At 64.2% G+C, this 19,157-nt stretch carries 20 protein-coding genes and 1 pseudogene; 10 read left to right on the top strand and 11 right to left on the bottom strand.

The genetic code is table 11. The annotated features are described in order from the left end of the window. Positions 1-110 precede the first annotated feature (110 nt). The 4 genes and pseudogenes from CHB65_RS12390 to CHB65_RS12380 all read left to right on the top strand — a co-directional run bounded on the left by CHB65_RS12390 (position 111) and on the right by CHB65_RS12380 (position 3,151). Positions 111-1,283, top strand: coding sequence for a signal peptidase I (locus CHB65_RS12390; protein ID WP_179213656.1), 1,173 nt, complete (start codon positions 111-113; stop codon positions 1,281-1,283). A 70-nt stretch (positions 1,284-1,353) separates the two neighbouring features. Further along, positions 1,354-2,475, top strand: a complete 1,122-nt coding sequence (locus CHB65_RS12385; protein WP_143420414.1) for a DUF5305 domain-containing protein — start codon at positions 1,354-1,356, stop codon at positions 2,473-2,475. Positions 2,476-2,502: 27 nt separating this feature from the next. Beyond that, positions 2,503-2,631 (top strand): annotated as a pseudogene (locus CHB65_RS18010) (RNA-guided endonuclease TnpB family protein); the annotation flags it as partial. Positions 2,632-2,809: 178 nt separating this feature from the next. Next, positions 2,810-3,151 carry a DUF7510 family protein gene (locus tag CHB65_RS12380; protein ID WP_089385380.1) on the top strand — a complete coding sequence of 114 codons (342 nt, stop codon included), beginning with the start codon at positions 2,810-2,812 and terminating at the stop codon, positions 3,149-3,151. A 143-nt stretch (positions 3,152-3,294) separates the two neighbouring features. Here CHB65_RS12380 and CHB65_RS12375 read toward each other — a convergent pair whose 3' ends face one another. Beyond that, on the bottom strand, positions 3,295-5,283 hold the full coding sequence (locus CHB65_RS12375; RefSeq protein WP_089385379.1) for an aconitate hydratase: 1,989 nt from the start codon (positions 5,281-5,283) through the stop codon (positions 3,295-3,297). Positions 5,284-5,503: 220 nt separating this feature from the next. Between CHB65_RS12375 and CHB65_RS12370 the strand changes: the two genes are divergently transcribed. After that, positions 5,504-5,977, top strand: a complete 474-nt coding sequence (locus tag CHB65_RS12370; RefSeq protein WP_089385404.1) for a deoxyuridine 5'-triphosphate nucleotidohydrolase — start codon at positions 5,504-5,506, stop codon at positions 5,975-5,977. Positions 5,978-6,290: 313 nt separating this feature from the next. On the opposite strand, the gene CHB65_RS12365 is transcribed toward CHB65_RS12370, so the two are convergent. From CHB65_RS12365 to CHB65_RS12350, 4 genes are all read right to left on the bottom strand, one after another. After that, positions 6,291-7,919 carry a hydantoinase B/oxoprolinase family protein gene (locus CHB65_RS12365; protein ID WP_089385378.1) on the bottom strand — a complete coding sequence of 543 codons (1,629 nt, stop codon included), beginning with the start codon at positions 7,917-7,919 and terminating at the stop codon, positions 6,291-6,293. Further along, entirely contained in the window at positions 7,919-9,940 is a 2,022-nt protein-coding gene (locus CHB65_RS12360) for a hydantoinase/oxoprolinase family protein (RefSeq protein WP_089385377.1), read from the bottom strand. Before CHB65_RS12360 ends, CHB65_RS12365 begins: the two co-directional genes overlap by 1 nt. Positions 9,941-10,136: 196 nt before the next feature. After that, a complete protein-coding gene (locus CHB65_RS12355; RefSeq protein WP_089385376.1) occupies positions 10,137-10,361 on the bottom strand; it encodes a YgaP-like transmembrane domain in 225 nt (74 codons plus the stop codon). A 71-nt stretch (positions 10,362-10,432) separates the two neighbouring features. After that, the gene (locus tag CHB65_RS12350; protein ID WP_394335417.1) at positions 10,433-11,635 is read right to left on the bottom strand and encodes a M20 family metallopeptidase; all 1,203 of its coding nucleotides are present in this window, start codon (positions 11,633-11,635) and stop codon (positions 10,433-10,435) included. A 254-nt stretch (positions 11,636-11,889) separates the two neighbouring features. On the opposite strand from CHB65_RS12350, the gene CHB65_RS12345 reads away from it, so the two are divergent. Continuing rightward, positions 11,890-12,495 carry a hypothetical protein gene (locus CHB65_RS12345; protein ID WP_089385375.1) on the top strand — a complete coding sequence of 202 codons (606 nt, stop codon included), beginning with the start codon at positions 11,890-11,892 and terminating at the stop codon, positions 12,493-12,495. Positions 12,496-12,535: 40 nt separating this feature from the next. On the opposite strand, the gene eif1A is transcribed toward CHB65_RS12345, so the two are convergent. Together eif1A and CHB65_RS12335 are read right to left on the bottom strand one after the other, a co-directional pair. After that, on the bottom strand, positions 12,536-12,820 hold the full coding sequence (eif1A, locus tag CHB65_RS12340) for a translation initiation factor eIF-1A (RefSeq protein ID WP_089385374.1): 285 nt from the start codon (positions 12,818-12,820) through the stop codon (positions 12,536-12,538). A gap of 110 nt (positions 12,821-12,930) precedes the next feature. After that, positions 12,931-13,545 carry an AAA family ATPase gene (locus tag CHB65_RS12335; protein WP_089385373.1) on the bottom strand — a complete coding sequence of 205 codons (615 nt, stop codon included), beginning with the start codon at positions 13,543-13,545 and terminating at the stop codon, positions 12,931-12,933. Between the two features lie 102 nt (positions 13,546-13,647). Here CHB65_RS12335 and CHB65_RS17920 point away from each other — a divergent pair, with 102 nt between their 5' ends. Next, positions 13,648-13,773, top strand: coding sequence for a hypothetical protein (locus CHB65_RS17920; protein WP_281251568.1), 126 nt, complete (start codon positions 13,648-13,650; stop codon positions 13,771-13,773). A gap of 62 nt (positions 13,774-13,835) precedes the next feature. After that, on the top strand, positions 13,836-14,528 hold the full coding sequence (locus CHB65_RS12325; protein WP_089385371.1) for a carbonic anhydrase: 693 nt from the start codon (positions 13,836-13,838) through the stop codon (positions 14,526-14,528). Positions 14,529-14,547: 19 nt separating this feature from the next. Here the strand turns inward: CHB65_RS12325 and CHB65_RS12320 are convergent, their stop codons facing one another. Then, a complete protein-coding gene (locus CHB65_RS12320; RefSeq protein ID WP_089385370.1) occupies positions 14,548-14,964 on the bottom strand; it encodes a hypothetical protein in 417 nt (138 codons plus the stop codon). A 183-nt stretch (positions 14,965-15,147) separates the two neighbouring features. Here CHB65_RS12320 and CHB65_RS12315 point away from each other — a divergent pair, with 183 nt between their 5' ends. Beyond that, entirely contained in the window at positions 15,148-15,495 is a 348-nt protein-coding gene (locus tag CHB65_RS12315; protein ID WP_089385369.1) for a carboxymuconolactone decarboxylase family protein, read from the top strand. 40 nt (positions 15,496-15,535) lie between these two features. Here the strand turns inward: CHB65_RS12315 and CHB65_RS12310 are convergent, their stop codons facing one another. The 3 genes from CHB65_RS12310 to CHB65_RS12305 form a co-directional block, all read right to left on the bottom strand. After that, entirely contained in the window at positions 15,536-16,765 is a 1,230-nt protein-coding gene (locus CHB65_RS12310; protein ID WP_179213655.1) for an RNA-guided endonuclease InsQ/TnpB family protein, read from the bottom strand. Next, on the bottom strand, positions 16,766-16,909 hold the full coding sequence (locus CHB65_RS16960; protein ID WP_015320457.1) for a DUF2080 family transposase-associated protein: 144 nt from the start codon (positions 16,907-16,909) through the stop codon (positions 16,766-16,768). 349 nt (positions 16,910-17,258) lie between these two features. Then, complete coding sequence (locus CHB65_RS12305; RefSeq protein ID WP_089385368.1) at positions 17,259-17,735, bottom strand: 50S ribosomal protein L11; 477 nt, start codon at positions 17,733-17,735, stop codon at positions 17,259-17,261. A 314-nt stretch (positions 17,736-18,049) separates the two neighbouring features. On the opposite strand from CHB65_RS12305, the gene CHB65_RS12300 reads away from it, so the two are divergent. Then, the gene (locus tag CHB65_RS12300; RefSeq protein ID WP_179213654.1) at positions 18,050-19,132 is read left to right on the top strand and encodes a type I restriction enzyme HsdR N-terminal domain-containing protein; all 1,083 of its coding nucleotides are present in this window, start codon (positions 18,050-18,052) and stop codon (positions 19,130-19,132) included. The last annotated feature ends 25 nt before the right edge of the window (positions 19,133-19,157 follow it).

Below are 19,157 nucleotides of genomic sequence, written 5' to 3'. Positions count from 1 at the left end.
TCCTCTCGCTGTGTGACGACATAGTTACGGCACCCATACCGGTGAACTGTGGTAACCCTTCCCTGAGGTACGGCCTGCGTAACAAAGCATATACTCGTCCTTATCCACCCGTGGTCGGAAACAACGACTCGCCCAGAGCGGCGAAACGAACGGTTCAGTACGTCGCATACGGCGTGATAGCCGTCGTGCTGATAGCGCTCCTGATCGGACAGGCGCTCGAAATACCCGTTCTGTTCGCGTACGTCACATCCGGAAGCATGGCCCCGACGCTCGAAACTGGGGACGGCTTCATCGCCGTGCCGTCGGCCATCGCAAGCGATCCGGCCGTCGGCGACGTCGTGGTGTTCCGCGCCGAACGGCTACACGGCGGCGAACTCACGACCCATCGCATCATCGACGTGCGACCGGGTGGATATGTCACGCAAGGAGATGCGAACTTCGTCTCCGATCAGAGCTCCGGAGAACCCCTCGTGACGGACGGACAGATCGTGGCGACGGCGCTCACTATCGATGGAACCACCGTTCGAATTCCCCACCTCGGTACCGCCGCAGCCACACTCGGCGCCGGTCTCGAAGGGGCGCTGAACATGCTCAGTCGAATCGGCATTGCAGTTCCCGACACAGATCGGTTGACTCCGATGCTCTTTGTGGCCGGTATTCTCACGCTGTTGGCGGCTCACTTCATCGACTCGCCGACCGCTTCGGGGGAGTCGGTTCGTGACCGCAGCCGGAGGACGGAGCGACCCGGTCAAGATGGGGGATTCGACACGCGATGGATTCTCGTCGGGAGCATCGTCGTTCTCTGTTTCGGTGCAATGATCGGCATGACCGGCCCCGCTGGGACCGAAACGATCGGGATCGTCAGCTCGCAGGGGGATTCGTCGAACCCGACGATCGTTCCGGTCGGCGGATCCGATTCATACGAGGCGACTATTTATAACGGGGGCCTTGTCCCGACGATCTCGTATTTCGAATCACGGAGCGACGGGATCGACATCGAGCCGGCCCACCTCCGACTGGCAGCCAACGAGACCGCGACCGTGACCGTGACCTTACACGCACCCGATGAGACCGGGTACTTCCTCCGTTCAAAGACCGAACACCGCTACTTCGCTGTCCTTCCAGCGGCCATGATGGACGCGCTGTACCAGCTCCATCCGTGGTTACCTTATGCCGTGATCAATGCGCTCCTGATCGGCGTGGTCCTACTCATCTGGCAACTGAGCCGGGAGCAGGCGACGCCATCCATCCGAGTGCGAACACCGCCGGCGCGTCCACGGTAACAAAATATAATAGATACATATGAAAAAAGATACAAAAGGACCCGAGCGGATAATCCGAGCGAAACAACTGGTGAGCAGTTGGCTGATCGCGGTCGTCATCGTGCTCCTTCTGCTGAGCGGTGCTGCCGTGGCCGCCACCTATCACACGCATACAAACCCGCCGATCGAACGTGACGAGGTCGTCATTGCAGCGTGGTCAGAAGAAACGAGACTTAGCCATCAAGCCCGAGTAACGGAACCGAATCTCGTGTTCGAGCAAGGCCAGACGCTTCCCAACCGTGCCGTGTACTTCTCGCGAGTGTCTCCGATACTAGAGGCACAGCACGACTACAGTTACGTCGCGAGCGACGAGGGAAACCTAACTGTCGAAACTGACGTGACCGTTCGGCTACGCTCCGTCGATTCCGGGGGGAACGTCTATTGGCAACGCTCCGATATCGTCGATCACTCACGTGTGGAGGGACTTGCCCCCGGGGAAACGGCAACAACGAGGACGGATCTGAACGTGAGCGAAGTGGTCGAGGAACTCGACCGGACGGAGGAAAGTCTCGGAGCCACGCTTGGAACCACGGAGATCCGGGTCCTCTTCGATACGTCGGTCGTTGGCACGGTGAACGGTGAACCCGTCCGCACCAACCACGTCGAGTCGATTCTTGTCGAGCCGAGCAGCGGATCATTCACCGTCCAAGCCGATGGGGGTGTACGGGAACTCCACGAGCGGACGGAGATCATCGAGTCCGAGGGCGTCCACGGACCGGTACGGACGTACGGGCCGGTCGGGCTCCTCTTCGTATCGATGGCCGGGATGGTCAGTCTTTTCGGACTGGATCGGACTGGTCGGCTGACACCGACGGCAGATGAATTGGATATGCTAGACGGATCCGAACGAGACGGGGTGGAGGACTGGATCAGTACCGTATCGATCCCGGCGGAGGCGCTGGCGACGACCCCAATTCCCGTTGAATCGCTCAAAGACCTCGTGGACATCGCGATCGATACAAACCAACGTGTCCTCGAGGACGAGGACCGGGAGGGATTCTACGTGCTTGATGAGACCGTTCACTATGTATACTCACCAGAAAAAATGAAGGACCCCATCGACTTCGACCACGCATCGGAGGAGATGGAGACCCCCGTCGACTTCGACGAATCAGCTGAACCCGTCGATGAGGGAACTGACGCCTCGGAGTGACGTCTCGACTGGTGAAGTATCGTCATCGACATCAAGCACGGGCCGAATATGAACCGTCGGTTGCACAAACTACCGTTCCACAAGTTCGAGACGTTCGTCTCGTACAAGACGACGTGGCAGGAGATTCCTACGGATACGGTGGACACGTATTACTCCCACAGTGAAAAGCCATAGAGGCGCTTGTCATGGCAGTCGATCTCGCGCTGGTCACGACGGGTGAGTGTGTAGCGGTTCGTCCCCGCCCCACATCCCCGTCCGATCGGTGCCGACCGTCCCGCCGTCGAATCTCGCAGCCGTCGTCACACCTAAGCCACCGCCGCACACAGAGGGGTGCATGGCCGACAGCGACATCGGGACCGACATCGATATCGACACCCGGATCACGGGCGACCGGACGGTGATCGACGTGGCGGGAACGCGTGATCTCGCGGTTATCGTTCGCTCCGCCGACGCCGGCGAGCGGATCTATCTCCCGCCGGAGGGGTTCGAGGAACCCATCGACCCCTCGCCGTATCGCTCCCCCTATCAAAGCGCCTACGCGCGTAGCGACGGGGAGGACACCCCCTACGGCGAGGCCGCGGACAGCACGCGTGGCGTGATCACGACCGCCGACGGCTTCCGCATCCTGCATAACGGGTCGGCGACCGAGATCGACATCTATCGCGACGACGACTGAACCGGATCTGCCGACCGGTGATAACCGGGTCCCGCTGACCGATCGAGAGCGACGGCGACCGCGCTTCCGCGTCGGGAGCGCTGACGCTCGCGTCCCCCGTGAAATAAAAGAAAACCGGATGGTTCGGACCGCTTCGAGCGAACTCAGTCGTCCGCGGGTGCCGCGTCCGAGCCGTCGTCGTGCTGTGCTTTGACCCACGAGAGCTTGCCGCCGGAGGCGAGGATCTCGCGCTCGCGGTCGGAGGCATCGAGGTCCGCGGTGAACTCCCACTCGCCGTCGTTCACGCTGACGGTGAACTCCTCGACACCGCTCGTGACGGCCGTGCCGACGTCCTCGGCGATCTGGAGGTCGTCACCCTCCTCGATCCGGTCGTAGGTCTCGGCGTCGATCGCGAGCGGGACGATCCCGAAGTTGAACAGGTTCGCCTTGTGGATGCGGGCGAAGCTCTGTGCGAAGACCGCCTCGATGCCGAGGTACATCGGACAGAGCGCGGCGTGTTCACGCGAGGAGCCCTGCCCGTAGTTCTCTGCGGCCACGAGGACGCCGCCGTCGGCGGCCCGGGCGCGCTCGGCGAAGGTGTCGTCGACACGCGAGAGGGTGAACTCCGAGAGCTTGTCGATGTTCGAGCGGAACTTCAGGATGTCCGCCGTCGCCGGAATGATGTGGTCGGTGGTGATGTTGTCCTCCATCTTGAGGAGCGCCTCACCGCCGATGTCGCCCTCCAGTGCGCCACGCAGCGGGACGTCGCCGATGTTCGGGCCCTTGATCAGCTCGTCGTCGATCGCCTCCTCGGGCGTGATGATATCGGAGTCGTTCCGACCCATACCGGGCGAGTAGGCCGTCCCCATCTCCAGGCCGGGCGCCTCGAGGTCGCCGAGCTCGTCGGCGAGGTCGCGTGGGTCGACGATCTCGCCGGCGATGGCCGCCGCCGTGGCGACCTCGGGCGAACAGAGGTAGACCGAGTCGTCCTCGATGCCGGAGCGACCCTCGAAGTTGCGGTTGAACGTCCGCAGCGAGACGGAGTCGGAGGCGGGCACGTGGCCGATGCCGATACAGGCCCCGCACGTCGCCTCGGAGAAGTTGACGCCGGCCGCCATCATCTCGGCGGTCCAGCCCTCGCGGGCGAGCATCTCGGACGCCTGCTTGGAGCCGGGCGCGACGATCATTTCGGTGTGTTTCGCGACCTCGCGACCCTCAAGCATCTTCGCGCCGGGGAGGATGTCCTCGTAGGCGCCGTTCGTACAGGAGCCGATGATGACCTGCTCGACGTCCGTGCCGGCGACCTCCCGGACGGGGACGACCTTGTCGGGCATCGACGGACACGCGATGAGCGGTTCGAGCTCGTCGAGGTCCACGGTGATCGTGTCGGCGTACTCGGCGTCTTCATCGGGCGTGAGTTCGACGTACTCCTCCTCACGGTCCTGTTTCGCGAGCCACTCCTTCGTCTTCTCGTCGGTGCCGAAGATCGAGGAGGTCGCGCCGAGTTCGGTGCCGAGGTTGGTGATCGTCGTCCGCTCGGGGATCGAGAGGGAGTCCGCGCCGGGGCCGGTGTACTCGAAGATCTTGCCGACGCCGCCCTTGACGGTCAGCTCGCCGAGGAGGTGCAGCGCGATGTCCTTCGCCGTCGCCCACTCCGGAAGCTCGCCTTCGAGACGGACGTTGACGATCTCGGGCATCTCGACGTAGTAGGCGCCACCGCCCATCGCGACGGAGATGTCGAGGCCACCCGCGCCGATCGCGAGCTGGCCGAGGCCGCCGGGCGTCGGGGTGTGCGAGTCGGAGCCGAGCAGCGTCTTGCCGGGGGCCGCGAAGTTCTCCTTGTGGACCTGGTGGCAGATGCCGTTTCCGGGCCGGGAGAAGTACGCGCCGTAGGTGCCGGACGCCGACCGGAGGAAGCGGTGGTCGTCGGTGTTTTTAAAGTCGAACTGGTAGGTCTGGTGGTCACAGTACTGCGCGGCGAGTTCGGTCTGGACCTCGTCCATCTCCAGCGCCTCGAACTGGAGCCAGACCATCGTCCCCGTCGTGTCCTGTGTGAGGACCTGGTCGATCTCGATACCGATCTCCTCGCCGGGCGTCAGCTCACCCTCGACGAGGTGGTCGTCAAGGATCTGTTCCGTGATTGTCTGTCCCATAACGATCCGACCTCGCCGCGCCTCGGATATAAATCCCGCGAGTTATGCTCCGGATCGACCGTGTTGGATCGGCCGATACCGGCGATTTTCGGGCGAACGCGTGGGTGATGACGCATACCATGTAAAACGAACACATGGAAGGTCTTCCATGGATATATATTGCGGCGACGCCGCGTTCGAGGCCGACACGGTTTTGCGCCGGGCGACGCTCCCGTGGAGTATGTACGAGTCAGGCACCGCCGTCGCGGCCGCGTTGGAGGCGGCCGGCGCGACGCTCGGGGCCAATCAGCGACAGCCAAACGGCGTCGACCTCACCGTCGAGGCGGTGTTCGAGCCGGTGGAGCCCGGATTCATCGGTAGAACCGAAAAACACGTCGCGGAGCGACGGGAGCTCCGGCCGGTCGACGGCCGATATCGCCTCGATCCGGGAACGTACGTCATCAGGTACGGTGAACCCGTACGGATCCCCGAGGGACGCGTCGGCTTCGTCTATCCGCGGTCGACGCTGCTGCGAAACGGCGCGATGCTCAACACGGCGGTCTGGGACGCCGGCTACGAGGGCGTCGGCGAGGGTCGACTCCATGCGGGACACCCGATCGAACTCGAACCGGATGCCCGGATCGCGCAGTTGGTGCTCGCGCGGGCGGACCACGACGACACGTATGACGGCAGCTATCAGGGCGAGGGATTATAAACCACGGCCGCCGCCCGCCGACATCGGATCGTCGATTTCGACTCGCAGGTCGTGGTTACTCGTCGTACTCATCGACTGTCGTTCAAGATATTCCGAAGCGGTCGCTCAACGTGTGTAAAGACACGAACGGCACGCCCGCGCCGGGAAAAGGTGGCGCGAGCGTGCCGTTCGATAGGTCCCCGCTGACGCTTCGGCCCTCCAAGCGAAGCGTCACCTGAATCAAACAGCGGGACATACTTAAGGATAGCGGGAACGGCAGGACGGCAGGACGACTCCGACTCCGAACGCTGTCGATGTGCGCTCAGTCCGTCGGTTATCGATCTCCGTCGACCCGTTTTTCGTCCTCGCGGTCGCCGGCGAGTGCCGCCTCGTCGCGGTCGGCCGGATCGCCGTGACCGCCACCGCCGGGCGTGTTGACGGTGACCGTCGTCCCGGCCTCGACCTCGACGGTCAGCTTGGACGCCACCGGCTCGCCGTCGATCAGGTTCTCCCCCACCTGACCGTCCTCGCCGCCGGCGACGCCGCTCGGGGCGTGGCGGCGGCGCTCGGTCAGAAGCGAGACGGTCGCGTCGCGCTCGACGGTCACGGTCCGTTCGAGCCCGAGTCCCCCACGGAACCGTCCCGCTCCGCCGCTGTTCGGGCGGAGCGCGTAGCGTTCCACCCGGAGGGGATACTCCGTCTCGATCGATTCGACGGGCGTGTTGAGCGTGTTCGTCATCCCGACCTGTACGCCGTCCATGCCATCTTTTTCGGCCCGGGCGCCGAAGCCGCCGCCGATGGTCTCGTAGTAGGTGAACGAGCCGTCGCGCGCACCGATCGTGAGGTTGTTCATCGTCCCCTGTCCCTGTGCGGGTACCCGGTCGGGGGCCGCGCCCGCGAGGGCCGTGAAGACGACGTCGGTGACGCGCTGGCTCGTCTCGACGTTGCCCCCGACGACCGCGGCCGGCGGCTCCGGGTTGAGCAACGAACCCGCCGGTATCTCGACCGTTACGGGCTCATAACAGCCGTGGTTCGGCGGGATCTCCGGGTCGGTGACACAGCGGACGACGAAGTAGACCGCGCTCGTCGCGACCGCGAGCGGAGCGTTGAGGTTGCCCTCAAGCTGATCGGCCGTCCCCGCGAAATCGACGTGGATCGTCTCCCCATCGACGGTCACCGCGACGGCGATGTCGATGTCCGCCTCCGTGAGGCCGTCGCCTTCGAGCACGTCGTGTGCCTCATACGTGCCGTCCGGAAGCGACGCGATCTCGGTGACGATCCGCTCGTGTGAGTAGCCTATCACCGCATCGAAGCCGGCGAGAACGGTCTCACGCCCGTGTTCGTCGAACAACGAGGCGAGCCGGGCCTCCGCGCGGTCGTTCGCCGCCAACTGGGCGCGAAGATCGGCCTTCCGTTCACCCGGATTTCGCACGTTCGCGAGCAGGAGCGACCGGACCTCCTCGCGGATCTCGCCGTCCTCGACGAGACGTGTGGGTGGAACCCGAAGCCCTTCCTGATAGATCTCGCGTGCACCGGCTGGCATACTGCCCGGCGTCATCCCGCCGACGTCCGCGTGATGGGCACGCGAAACCGCGTAGCCGACGATCTCGTCGTCGGGTGCGAGCGGCGAGACCAACGTCACGTCCGGCAGATGGGTCCCGCCTCGGAACGGATCGTTGAGCACGAAGACGTCACCCGGTTTCGGGTCGTGTGCTATGATCGCCTCGACCGACTGGGGCATCGCCCCGAGGTGGACCGGGATGTGCTCGGCCTGTGCGACCATTCGACCCTCGGCGTCGAACAGGGCCGTCGAACAGTCCCGGCGTTCCTTGATGTTCGGCGAATACGCCCCACGGATCAGCGTCTGTCCCATCTCCTCGGCGATGCTTTCGAACTGGTTACGCAACACCTCAAGCGTGATCGGGTCGATCCCGTCCGCTGCCGTCGACGTCGAGGGCGACATTATCCGGACACCCCCGTTCGGCGCAGGGCGACCGCACCGTCCGTGAGCACCTCACCCGCCCATCCGGGAGGAACGACGGTCGTACTCTCCGCCTGCTCTAAGACCGCCGGACCGGTAATCGCGGTCCCGGATTCGAGCCGATCCCGGTCGTAGACCGTCGTCTCCCGGGAGCCGACGTCCGGGAAGTACGCCTCCCGACTTCCGAGACGGGCGTCCCCCTTGCCATCGTGTCTGATGACCGGGTCGGCCCCCTCGACGGTCGCCATCACACGGAGGTTGACGATCTCGACGGTCTCGTCCATCGTGTAGCCGTAGGTCCGGTCGTGGGCGTCGTGGAATCGATCGATGACGGTCGTGGCGTCGAACGTCCCGTCCACCGGCACGGAGAGGTCGAAGCTCTGTCCAGCGTATCGGCAGTCGGCCGTTCGCGAGACCGTCGCGGCATCGGGATCGGTTGTCTTCGCCAGCACTTCGGAGACGAGGTCGTCGTAGACGGCATCGAGGTGGTCCATCCCTCCATCGTCGATCTCGACGCCGACCGTCCGGACGGCATCGTAGCTCTCGTCGGCCGCCAAGAGGCCAAACGCCGAGAGGACACCGCCGGGTCGGGGGACGACGACGCGGTCGATATCGAGCGCGGCCGCGAGCGCCGGGGCGTGCATCGGCCCGGCGCCGCCGAAGGCGACGAGCGTGAATCCGCGCGGATCGTGGCCGCGTTCGACCGTCACCGAGCGGATCGTTCGGGTCATGGTCGCGTTCGCGACGCGATAGACGCCTTGGGCCGCCTCACGGGCGTCCGCGAGACCGGCCTCCGCGGCGAGCCGTTCAAGCGCCTCGTGGGCGGCGTCGACGTCGAGGGTCATCTCCCCGCCGAGCGCCGTCCCCTCGCCGATGTAGCCGAGGACGACGTTCGCGTCCGTCACCGTCGCGTCCGTCCCGCCACGAGCGTAACAGGCCGGGCCGGGTACTGCGCCCGCGGAGTGGGGGCCGACACGAAGCGCGCCGCCGGCGTCGACCCACGCGATCGACCCGCCGCCGGCCCCGACGGTGTTTACGTCCACCATCGGCGTCCGGATCGGAAGCCCCGCGATCTCCGAATCCGTCGTCCGTTCGGCCTGGCCGTCACGGACCAGGCTGACGTCGCTCGAGGTGCCGCCCATATCGAACGTGACGAGCCCCGCGGCGTCGCCGTCGTCGACGGTCGCCGCCGCGCCGACGACGCCGGCGGCGGGTCCCGAGAGCGTCGTCGTCACGGCGTGTTCACGGACCGTCGCCGGGTCGGCGATCCCGCCGTTGGCCTGCATGATCCGCGGCGTGGGGATCCCCGACCCCTTCGCCTCCTCGACCAGACGCCCGACGTAGCTGTCGATCGCCGGCCGCAGGTAGGCGTCGACGGCCGTCGTGGACGTGCGCTCGTACTCGCGGAACTCCGCGAGCACCTCGTGGGAGGCGGAGACCGGGACCGAAAGCTCCTCACGAAGGATCTCGGCGATGACCCGTTCGTTCTCGGGGTCCGCGTAGGCGTGAAGCAGGCTGATCGCGACCGCCTCGACGTCCCGCTCACGAAGGGTGTCCGCGAGGGTACGAACCGCGTCGGGGTCGACGGGGGTTTCTACCCCCTCCGCCGTCGTGCGCTCGTCGATCTCGAACCGCCGGCGACGTGGAACGAGCGGTTCCGGCTTCTCCGCGTCGAGGTCGTACAGGTGCGGACGAGCCTGTCTGCCGATCTCCAGGACGTCCCGGAAGCCCGCCGTCGTCACGAGCGCCGTCCGTGCCCCGTCGCGTTCGAGCAGGGCGTTCACCGAGACGGTCATCGCGTGGGCGAACCCGTCGAGGTCGCTCGGGTCGATATTCGCCCGTTGACACGCCTTCTCGATGCCTGCCAACACGCCGACGCTTTGGTCGGCCGTCGTGGGAACTTTTGCCGTCACGAGCCGGTTCCCGACCGACAGGGCCACGTCGGTGAACGTGCCGCCGACGTCGACGCCGATGGTGGGGCCAGCGTCGGAATCGCGACTCATGCGGGGACGACACGGAGGACACGGTCATCGATCCGGTATCGTGGGGACGGGGCGGGAAAATCCGTGATAAGTCGTCTCATGTCCGATCCCATGGGGGCCGCGGTGGTATAACCCACGGACGCTACAGCGCGCGTCGCGGGGATGCTCCGTACGGCCGGTCCGCGGCCTCGGCGGTCGTCGTTCGCGACTCACCTTCTCACGTATCGTCTTCCCCGTCGGTCGTATCGATCCCGAGCGCGGCGTTGAGCCCACAGAAGCAGGTGACCGCGTTGAATCCGAATCCGATCGCGCCGAGGCCGGCGAGGACTGCGGGCGTCCGGCGACCGGACCGCGCGGCGGCAACCGTCACGACCGCAAGCACGACCGCGAGCGCCGCCCGGAGGAGCCGATCACGACCGCCAACGTTTCCTTCGAGTGTCATACTGGGTATGAGGCTCCCCGATGACTTGGCTCTTCCCCGGGGATCGAACGGAGCCGTCGGCGATCCACGGCCTACGCGATCCAGTCGTCGACGACGGCCTCCAGCACGTCGCGCGCGATAGCGGCGTCGGCGAGCGCGATCGACTCGTCGACCGTATGCGCCTGATCGAGGTCGCCGGGCCCCCAGGTGACGGCGGGGATGCCCGCGTCGTTGACGAAGTTCCGTGCGTCGGTGGCGGCCTCCATCCCCCATGGCGCGGCGAGATCCGGTCCGGCGGCGGCCACGTCGCCGTCGGGCGCACGTTCACCGGTAGCGCCCACCGCGTCGATCGAGCGGTCACGCAACGCGGTCGCGATCGGGTGATCGACCGGGATCTCCGAGGAGGCGTACGTCTGGATCCGGGTCGCTTCGACCGTTGCACCGGGCACGTCGACGGCGTCGAGCAGCGCCTCGACCTCGGCATCGACCGCCGCGACGTCCTCCCCGGGCAGCACGCGCCGGTCGAGGACGAGCGTCGCGCGATCCGGGATGACCGCGAGGTTGCTTCCGGTGCCGGCCTCCATCTCCGTCGCCGTCGCGAAGGCGCCGCCACAGAGCGAGTCGTCGCGGGATCGGAGGTCCGCATCATAGTCGTCGATCGCCTCGAGTACCGCCCGCGCGCCGTCGATGGCGTTGACGCCGGCGTCGGGCTGGCTGGCGTGGCTGGCCTCCCCGTGGATAGTCACGCGATAGACCGCGAGCCCCTTGGTGCTCGTCGCGACGCGGAAGTTCGTCGGCTCCAAGACGATCCCGACGTCGCCGTCGTAGCCGCGTTCGAGGAGCGTTCGCGTGCCCGGATCCGCGGTCTCCTCGCCCATCGCGGCATGGACGACGATCGCTCCCGATCGGTCGCCGTCACGGATCGCGGGCGCGAGGTCACGGGCGACGAGCATCGCCAGCGCGAGCCCGGTCTTCATGTCGGCGCTCCCGCGGCCGTAGAGCCGACCGTTCTCGACGATCCCCCCGTAGGGGTCGACGGACCACGCGTCCGGGTCGTCCGCGGGAACCACGTCGAGGTGGCCGTTTAAGACGACCGTGTCGCCCGCGGGATCGGCGGGGCCGACCCGAGCGCCGACTTGCAGACGGTCGGGATCGGGCTCGGCGATCAACTCGGCGTCGATGCCGGTCTCGAGGAACCACTCGTGGACGAACCCGGCCGCGGGCGACTCCCCACCCGGGGGGTTCTCCGTCGGGATGGCGACGAGGTCCGCGGCGAGGTCGCCGAGTTCGGCCACTCGGTCGGCGTCGGGGATCTCATCGCCGTCGCGGTCGCCGTCGTCGCCGTCGATCCGATCGGTCGTCGTCACGGGAGACCCCCGTGCGGGCGTTGGTGGCCGGTCATCGTCGGTGAAAAACGGGAGACGATCATCGATCCACTCTGTCGCGGCGGGTGAAATAAAGCTCACGACGGCGACACGGCTGGATCGCCCTCCGTGATTCCCCACCCGGTCCGCGCGCTTAAGCGGACGCGGACCCTCCCTTCGAGCGGATGAGCGAGCAGCCGTCCCGTGAGCCCCCTTCGGATGAATCCGCCGCCCGCGAGCGCGTGGTCCGCGGCGATGATGCGGGGGTGAATGATGCTGCTGCGGGAAACGCGGTCGATGACGACGTGAAACGCCGGCTGGAGCAGGCCTATTTAAACGACGAGGAGGACGTCCTCGTCGTGTGCGCGGTTCGGTCGGCCGCCGACGGCGACGAGGTCCACGTCGACCTCCGACCACCACACGGGGACGTAACCCATACCGAACGGTTCACGGCGCCGAAACACGGCTCGCTCGCGGAGTGTACTGACCTGCTCGCCTTTTTAAACGCCGCGGGCGTCTCGCCGCTCGACCTCGACGCGCTCGTCGGGACCCGGGTTCCGGCCTCGTTCGACCCCGAGACCGGCTGGCGGGTCGATCCGGCCTATGTGTCGCCCGAGGGATCCACGCGGCCGGGCGGCGAGACGGAAGCCGGCACGGCCGAGCACACCCGCTCGGCGAGGTGGGAGCGGACCGTCGAGTGGCTCCGAACCTACCGGGACTGGCTGATCGTGATCCTCGTCGTCGGGTTCGAGCTGCTGCTCATCGTGGTGTTGATCCTCCTTTTCGCCTGAGCGGCCGCTCACGATCGGTGCGCTCGAAAATCGTGGATCGCTACTCGATATGGCCTTCGCGGCGGAGCTGATCGGCGTCCTCGTCGGTGTAGCGCCACTCGACGTTCGCCTTCTCGTCCTGCCAATCCCAGGGCTCCGCGATAACCACGTCGCCCTCGTTGATCCACGTTCGGTACTTCATGCGGCCGGGGATCCGGCCGAGCCGTTCCTTTCCGTCCACACAGCGGAGGCGGACGTGATTGCCGCCGAGATGATCGGTGACGACGGCGAACACTTCGTCGCTTGAGGGCATACGGAGGTTCCGCCGCCCGGATTCTTCGCTCACAGGGGTAGTAACACCGCACGCTTTATAACTCATGGGAGATCCGTGGTAGCGTCGTGCGCACGTCGATGGCCTCTTTTCCGGTGTCTTCGCCGACCCGTCATGGGGCCGTCTTAGCTGAAGAGGGTTGTATCCACCCGCTCGTGAGTCGTCGCACGCGCGCCGGAGTTGTCGATGACGACGTGGTCACGGTCGAGCGGCTCGAACGCTTCCTTAAATCGAAGGTACACGTCGAAATCGGCGTCGCTGATCCCGTCGCGGCGCTCGATCCGTCGCCGGACGACGGCTTCGTCACATTCGACTTTCACGAGTTCGAACCGGTCCGCGACGGTCGCGGCCGCCTCCGCGACGCCCGTCCGAAACCGCCGATCCGCGAAGGTCGCATCGAGCACCACGCTGTCGCCGTCGGCGACGCGGGAGCGGGCGCGGTCCAACAACTCCCCATAGACCCGTTCGGTCTCCGTCTCGGTGTAGGTCGGCTCCGTGAAAAGCTCCTTACGGATCACATCCGTGCGAAGCACCGTCCCGTCAACGTGATCGGCGATCCGCTTTGCGACGGTCGATTTACCGACCCCCGGTAGCCCGCAGACCACGACGAGCGCGGCGACGTCTGCGTCCGCGGTGGCCCCATCGGTCGCCTCCGGGCCACCCGTGTGAGCGTCCCGCGCCACGCGGGATGTCCCATCGTCACACCGCACTCCAGCACCCTGCCGCCCGGCATCGGTCATACGGTGTAATTCTCTCTCGAAAACCACATGAACATTCCCCTCGACGGGTGGCATCGGGGGACGAGCGAAGCCTTCAAATCTCGTGGTGACGAACGCCGCCTTATGGAAGAGATCATTCTCGATGAGGACGACGAGATGCTCGCGCCGGCGGTCGTCGTCGCGACGATCGCGCTCATCGGGGTCTTCGCCGTCGGGCTGGTGTTCACCGCGATCACCGCCGTCATCTAGTCGGTGGGGACCGACCGATGTGGATGTGAACGTTTTTCCGGCGGCAGCGGACATGAACGCACATGAGCCGTCGCCTGCTCAGCTCCCTGTTGTCCGGCAACGACGACCACGTCGCCGCGCTGGCGGCGGAGGCGTTCACCGACTGTCGTGAGGAACAGCACCCGCCCGTCGTCTCCGTCTGTTGTTCGGACTCCCGCGTTCCACAGGAGGGGATGTTCACCGCCACAGGACCGGGATTCCTCTTTACGGCCGGCAACATCGGCAACCGCGTGCGGGACCGCGTTGACGGAGAGGCCGTTCTCGATGGCAGCGTCGCGTACCCGCTCGCCCACGCCGACACCGAGGTCGTCGCCGTCGTCGGACACACGGGCTGTGGCGCGGTCGGGGCTGCCATGATGGCCGCACAGGAGGGGACGTACCCGGCGGAGCCCGGCGTGCGTGCCGACGTGGCCGAACTCGTCCCCATCGTCGAGGAGGGGCTCGAACATCCCGCCGTCGACGTCACGGACGGAGCGACGAGCGTCCACAACCAGCTCGTCGAACACAACGTCCACGAGCAGGTCTCGTTCACCCTCGGCAGCGACGAGGCCGCAGACGCCGACGTCTACGGCTTCGTCTACGACTTCCATCGGGCCTACGGCGAGCGCGACGGGGCCGTCTACCTCGTGAACGCTAACGGCGAGCGCGACCCCGGGGTTCTGCGGGAACTCGTCGATGACGAACAGGAGGACCACGTGAAGACGTTGTTGGCGTAGCTCCCGTAACCGGAGCGAGTCATGAGCGCACGGGGGGCCGTCGTGTGAGAAGCCGCCACAAGACGCTGACCGTGGCGAGCGAGATCAAAAGGCCGAGCGGGCTTCCTGTGGACGCGATCACCAGCCCCCAGAGACCCGCTGCCGACAACGAGAGGACGGTCCCGACCCAACCGATCGGGCGGTTTTGATACAGCGCGACACCGCTTCCGATCGCGGCGATTCCGAGACTCCCATAGAGCAGCGTGGTGCCCAGTTGGAGGCCGGCTGACTCCTCAACGACCGGGCCCGAGAGCATCGTCGCCCCTGCGACAAGGCCGAGAAATACGCCGAAGATCGTACAGAGCGTTCCGTAGAGGGCCCGTTCTGGGGGGTCAAGGCCCTTATCGGTCGTGTCTCTGCGACGGAGGAGATCCGTCAGGGTCGTATGGAGGGACACATGCGTTGGGGCGTGGCCCCTGGATAAAAGCGTGCCCAATGTAACCACCCTGACACTGGTTCGACGAGGACGCCGACCGGAGGCGTCCGAGTGCAGCCGTCTCGGACCCTATTGCAGAACAGTCCGCCGTATTCCCGGACTGTCGAGACACGGTATTATTACACGCGGGCGAGACGGGAGCGTATGAGCCGAGACACGGATCTGGAACTCCCCGAAGAGATGTCCGAGCAGCCGACGAACTTCGCCAACGCCAACCCGGAGGTCTGGAACGCCTACGCCGAGCTGGGAAGCGCCTGCAGCGATGCCGGCCCGCTCGATCGGGACACACAGCGGCTCGTGAAACTGGCGTTGGCGATCGCCAGCGAATCGGAGGGGGCAACCCATTCGCATGTCCAGCGGGCGCTCGATCAGGATATTCCGCCGGAGGCGCTCAAACACGTCGCGGCCCTCTCTATCCCCACGATCGGGTTTCCAAAGGCGATGGCTGCACTGAGTTGGATAGAGGATGTAACCGACGAGGAATCGGGCTGAATCCCCGTGTGGGGGTTGTCGCGGTGACTTTCTCCCCACCCTACTCGCTCACCGCTGACGCGGTTCGCTCCTTGAGGGTGGGGCTTCCTGCTTCCACGACGCGCTTTGCAGACACCGAAGCGGTGTCCGTAGGGAGCGCAGTCTCCACAGGCGTTGATTCGGAACAGCCCGTCCCTACTTGTTCGAGACCGCGAGAAAGGATGTTCCACGACGCATTCGCGTCTCTGTCTGCCTCGAACCCACACGACGGACACGAATGCTCGCGTACCCACAACGGCTTGTCCGTCTCGACCCCACATGACGCGCACTCTTTGGTCGTGCCTCGGGGGTCCACGGCGACGAAGTGCGTCCCTTCCCGCTCGCACTTGTATTCGAGCATTCGCAGGAACGTCCCCCATGAGGCCCCAGCGCGGTTCCGAGAGTTGCCCGGAAGTTCGACCAGTCCCTTCGCGTCCAAGTCCTCGACCGCTACAAGATCGTATTCGCTGGCGTAGTACCCCGAGAGTTTGTGCAAGAAGTCACGTCGCTTGCGCTTCAGATCAGCGTGGCGTCGAGCGACCGTCTTGCGCTGTTGCTCCCAATTGTTCGAGCCGTGTTCCTTCCGCGAGAGGTTACGTTGAGCGCGTTCTAATCGCTCGCGTTCGTCGGAAAGGTCGGGCGACTCGACGGCAGTCCCGTCGCTGTCGTGGACGTATTTTAGGATACCCACGTCGATGCCAACCGCGTTGGTCACTTCGTCGGGTTTCTCGGGTGGGTCGTTAGGGGTTTCGACGCCGAGAATGGCGTACCACTTGCCGGTGGGTTCGCGTTTGACCGTGACGGTCTTGATGGAGGCGTCGTCGGGCAGGTCGCGGTGGAACGTGATGGGAATGTCACCAATCTTCGAGAGCCACAGTCGGGTCCGACCACTCGTGTTTTTGAGTTTGAAGCCGGACTGACTGTAGGTGAACGATTGGTACTCTCCCGGTGGTTTCCACTTCAACTCCCCGACGCTGTAACCGTTCTGCTTCCGTCCCTTGAGCGTTGAGAGGTTGTCGTACAACCGCTGGACGACTTTCTGCAACACCTTCGAGTGAACGTCCTGCAGGTCAGTCCACCAGTCTTTCAGGTCTGGCAGACGCTTCTGCTCGGAGTACGACGACGTATCGTCGTGGCGGTTGAGGCGGTGGAGAAAATGGTTGTAGACCTGCCTACAGGTATCGACAGTCCACGCTAATCGCTCGCGGAGGTTGTCAGACGGGTTTAGCCGATACCTGTAGTTGTAGTTCATTTATTCGTCGTCGGGGTCAGAAGTACGGACGACTTTGACGTCCGCGCCACGCCAGCGTTTCGGGACGTAGACGTGAGCGCCGTTGCCGGTGGCTTTCACGTCGCCGTCCACGACTTCGTGGCCGTTGATTGTGAACTGCTCCATGTACGATGTATATACAATGTCTGGACTGATAAACGTGTCGGTGGGCCTGTGGGCCGGTCGTTGCAGGGTATATGTGAGACGATGACGGCGCTGTATCCCCGCCCTACTGCGCTACTCGGTCGCTTCGCTCCCTGCGTTCTCCTTGAGGACGGAGCCTTAGCGCCTGATTTTAGGTAAACTGCGAACGGTGTCGAGCCGGTTGTCACCGGTGACCCGATCGTTCCAGAATCGATGAGATGAACCAATATAAAAGATACTCAGCCGTCAGCGAGAGAGGGTATATAAATTACCAAGCCTGCAGGACGTCGCCGAAATCCGACGCGTCCCGGTTGTAGCGCGAACGTCCGGCTTACGCGTCGAGGACGTCGTCGAACTCGCCGGCGTCGACGCGGTCGTCGAACGTCCGGGCGTCCTCACCCTCGATGGTGACGCCGAGGGAGGCGCAGGTGCCGCCGATCTCCTTGGCGGCGTTCTTCGTGTCGTACGCGAGCAGGTCCGTGGACTTCTGCTCGGCGACCTTCTTCACCTGTTCGATCGACATGTCGGCGACGAAGTCCTTCTGTGGCTCGCCGGAGCCGGTCTCGAAGCCGACCTCGTCCTTGATGAGTTCGGCCGTCGGCGGCACACCGACCTCGATGGTGAACGAGCCGTCGTCCTCGTACTCGACGGTGACCGGGACCTCCATGCCGTCGAAGGCGGCGGTCTCCTCGTTGATCTGATTGACGACGTCCTGCACGTCCACGGGCGTCGGGCCGAGTTCCGGACCGAGTGGCGGTCCGGGGTTGGCCTGCCCGCCGGGGACGAGCGCTTCGATAGTTCCAGCCATGTCTGTACGGACCCGGTGACGACTTTTAACGGTTGTTCTTTCATCCGCCGGAAGCGAGGCGTTCACACGGCAGCGGAGTCGGTGCGTCCACGGACACGAGCCGGACGCTCACAGCTCGAGAAACGGTTCATAGTCGCCGCCGGAACCGAATCCGTAGACCGTTCCCGATCCGATCACCGTTCCAATCATCACCGGGCCTTAACGTCCGTTTCTGCTGTTGTGCGATCCGGATGCAGAGCGAATCGCCGCTCGCCAGATGCCCTCACCCACTCACCGTTAACGTTTATCAACCGCCCAGTAGATACGCATTTATTATGGCACTTGAGGGGCTGTCTGAGTACGCCGAACGTTCCTCGAAGCTCATTGAAGATTCTCCTCAGATGGACGAAGAGAACACGAAACGCAAGCTCATTGAGCCTCTCACCACGCTCCTTGGATGGGACATTCTGTCGACTGATGTTGAACTCGAATACTCCGTCCAGATGGGCCGTGGCACAAAGAAAGTCGACTACGCGTTAAAAATTAACGACGTACCTGTCGTATTCATCGAAGCGAAGGGAGCCGATACCGTTCTCAATGAGGATCATGAGAATCAACTCAAGAGCTATATGAGACAGGTCGGCGTCGATTGGGGATTATTGTCTAATGGAAGACAGTTCAAGATCTATCGTCGAGACAGCTCCTCCTCTCGACCGAACGAAATCCTCCTCGCAGATTTTGCGCTGACTGACATCGAATCAAACGTACAACCGCTAACAGCGCTTGCACGTGATTCAATCACCACCGGACAGGATACGATAATCGCCGAAAACATTCGATCGACTCAGCGGGCCATACAGACGCTTCGTGAAAATAAAGAGACCATCGCTGAGGACATCACACAACGCGTGACAACAGATATCGGAGAGTCGGTTTCACAGTACGTTGAGGATGAAGCGAAAGCTTTTGTCGATAGTCTCATCGAGAAACTGGAACTCCAGGGGCGTCCTATAGAGACATCAAAAGAGCCTGTGCAGACGGATTCTGGTTCTTCGGCTATGTCTGTCATCGATTCGAGTTCGTACATCATTGCTCTCAGCCGCAATGGCAACAATTCCATATCGGTCTCCGGTGAGACTCAGTCGGAAGTCTTCGCCGCGTTGGTTGAATACCTCGTTGAGGAGGAACAGCTATTGGAGGCGATCGATCTTCCATACGTTCCGGGAACAGGTAGGGGCACTCGAGCGTTGCTAAACACTGAGCCAGTCCATCTCGATGGAGATGAGATGCGTCTGTATGAAGAACTCACTCAGGGCTACTATCTCTATACCTCATTAAATGCCAAATCTAAGATCCGATACGCTTCTGAACTGTGTGAGCTAGTTGAATTACAGTGTGAATTCAAGGGTGCTTGGTAGACGATCATTCTAGCCGACATGCGAT

It is taken from the genome of Halorubrum vacuolatum, from assembly GCF_900188065.1.
GTDB classification, from domain to species: domain Archaea; phylum Halobacteriota; class Halobacteria; order Halobacteriales; family Haloferacaceae; genus Halorubrum; species Halorubrum vacuolatum.
This window is presented reverse-complemented; position numbering and strand designations above follow the sequence as displayed.